Raw genomic sequence first — 2,245 nt, forward strand, 5'->3', positions numbered from 1 at the left:
CTTGGTGTCGACCCCGGCCTGACCCGCTGCGGCATCGGCGTGGTCGACGGCGGGCTCGGCCAGCCGCTGCGGATGGTCGGCGTCGGCGTGATCCGCACCCCGGCCGCCCAGGAGACCCACCTGCGCCTGCACACCCTGCGCACCGAGCTCGAGCAGTGGCTGCACCGCTACGAGCCCGACGCGATCGCGGTCGAGCGGGTGTTCGCCCAGGCCAACCTGCGCAGCGTCATGGGCACCGCGCAGGCCTCGGCCGTGGCGATGCTCGCGGCTGCCGAGCGCGGCCTGCCCCTTGCCATGCACACCCCGAGCGAGGTCAAGGCTGCCGTCACCGGCAGTGGCCGCGCGGACAAGGCCCAGGTGACCACGATGGTGACCCGCATCCTGCGGCTCGACACCCGGCCCCAGCCGGCCGACGCCGCCGACGCCCTGGCCCTGGCCATCTGCCACGTCTGGCGTGGCGGTGCCCAGGACCGCCTGCAGCGCGCCGCCGCGGCGGCGCGAGGGGGTGCCCGATGATCGCCTCCGTCCGCGGTCCCGTGCTCACGGTCGGTCTCGACTCGGCCGTGGTCGAGGTCGGAGGAGTGGGGCTGCTCGTGCACACCACCCCCGGCACCGCCGCCGGCCTGCGGCCCGGGTCCGCGGCCAGCCTCGCCACCACCTTGGTCGTGCGGGAGGAGTCGCTGACCCTCTACGGCTTCGCCGACGAGGACGAGCGCCAGGTCTTCGAGCTGGTCCAGACCGTCTCGGGGGTCGGCCCGCGCCTGGCCCTGGCCATGCTCGCGGTGCACGCCCCCGACGCGCTGCGCAGGGCCGTCGCCGACGGCGACCTCCACGCCCTGACCAAGGTGCCCGGCATCGGCAAGAAGGGCGCCGAGCGCATCGTGCTCGAGCTGCGCGACAAGATCGGCCTGCCCACCGGGGCCGCGCCCGTCGCGGTGAGCGGCAACGGCAGCGGTGCGCCGTGGCGCGGCCAGGTCCACGAGGCCCTCGTCGGCCTGGGCTGGTCGGCCAAGCAGGCCGAGGACGCCGTCGAGACCGTCGCCGCCGACGCCCCCGCCGATGCCGGCGTGGCCACGCTGCTGCGCGCCGCGCTGCGGGAGCTCGGGCGATGAGCCGCGACCTGCCCGCCGGCACCTACGAGATCTACTCCGACGGCTCCTTCGAGGCGACGACCAACCGGGTCATGGACGCCGGCAGCGACGACGACGAGCGGCGCGTCGAGGCGGCCCTGCGGCCCCGGCGCCTGGCCGACTACGCCGGGCAGACCCGGGTGCGCGACCAGCTCGGCCTGGTGCTCGAGGCCGCACGGCGCCGCGGTGCGCCCCCGGACCACGTCCTGCTCTCCGGACCGCCCGGGCTGGGCAAGACCACCCTGGCGATGATCGTGGCCGCCGAGCTCGAGCAGCCGATCCGCATCACCAGCGGCCCGGCGATCCAGCACGCCGGCGACCTCGCGGCGATCCTGTCCTCGCTGGCCGAGGGCGAGGTGCTCTTCCTCGACGAGATCCACCGGATGTCCCGGGCGGCCGAGGAGATGCTCTACCTGGCCATGGAGGACTTCCGGGTCGACGTGGTCGTCGGCAAGGGCCCCGGCGCCACGGCCATCCCGCTGGAGCTGCCGCCGTTCACGGTGGTCGGGGCCACCACCCGGTCCGGCCTGCTGCCCGCACCGCTGCGTGATCGGTTCGGCTTCACCGGCCACCTCGACTACTACGCCGCCGAGGACCTCGAGCAGATCCTCATGCGCTCGGCCCGGCTGCTGGAGGTCAAGGCCCACCCGCTGGGCATCTCCGAGATCGCCGGCCGCTCCCGCGGCACCCCCCGCATCGCCAACCGGCTGCTGCGCCGGGTCCGCGACTGGGCGCAGGTGCACGGGCGCGGCGTGGTCGACGAGAAGGCCGCGCACACCGCCCTGGCCCTCTTCGACGTCGATGACAAGGGCCTGGACCGCCTCGACCGGGCGGTGCTCGAGGCGCTGTGCCGCCGGTTCGCCGGCGGGCCGGTCGGCCTGTCCACTCTCGCGGTGGCGGTGGGGGAGGAGTCCGACACCGTCGAGACGGTGGCCGAGCCCTACCTCGTGCGCGAGGGCTTCATGATCCGCACACCGCGCGGCCGGGCCGCGGCCCCGCTGGCGTGGCAGCACCTCGGCCTCACCCCGCCGTCTGCGGCCGACCTCGGGGTCGCCCAGCCGCTGCCGTTCGGCGAGGGCGACGGAGGCCGCTTCGGCGGCTGAGGCGGCATGTGG

The 2,245-nt window shown here is 75.5% G+C and carries 3 protein-coding genes; all 3 read left to right on the forward strand.

Annotation, left to right across the window (positions count from 1 at the left end; all coding sequences use genetic code 11):
• Window positions 1-516 (forward strand): crossover junction endodeoxyribonuclease RuvC (ruvC, locus tag VF825_RS03905; protein WP_331110353.1); only part of this gene is annotated, 516 nt, incomplete at its 5' end.
• The gene (gene ruvA / locus VF825_RS03910) at window positions 513-1,112 is read left to right on the forward strand and encodes a Holliday junction branch migration protein RuvA (RefSeq protein ID WP_331110355.1); all 600 of its coding nucleotides are present in this window, start codon (window positions 513-515) and stop codon (window positions 1,110-1,112) included. The genes ruvC and ruvA, both read left to right, overlap by 4 nt.
• Window positions 1,109-2,233: a Holliday junction branch migration DNA helicase RuvB gene (ruvB, locus tag VF825_RS03915; protein WP_331110357.1), complete on the forward strand. Its 1,125-nt coding sequence runs from the start codon at window positions 1,109-1,111 to the stop codon at window positions 2,231-2,233. Before ruvA ends, ruvB begins: the two co-directional genes overlap by 4 nt.
• The last annotated feature ends 12 nt before the right edge of the window (window positions 2,234-2,245 follow it).

This window comes from Oryzihumus sp. (assembly GCF_036391795.1).
Lineage (GTDB): Bacteria > Actinomycetota > Actinomycetes > Actinomycetales > Dermatophilaceae > Oryzihumus.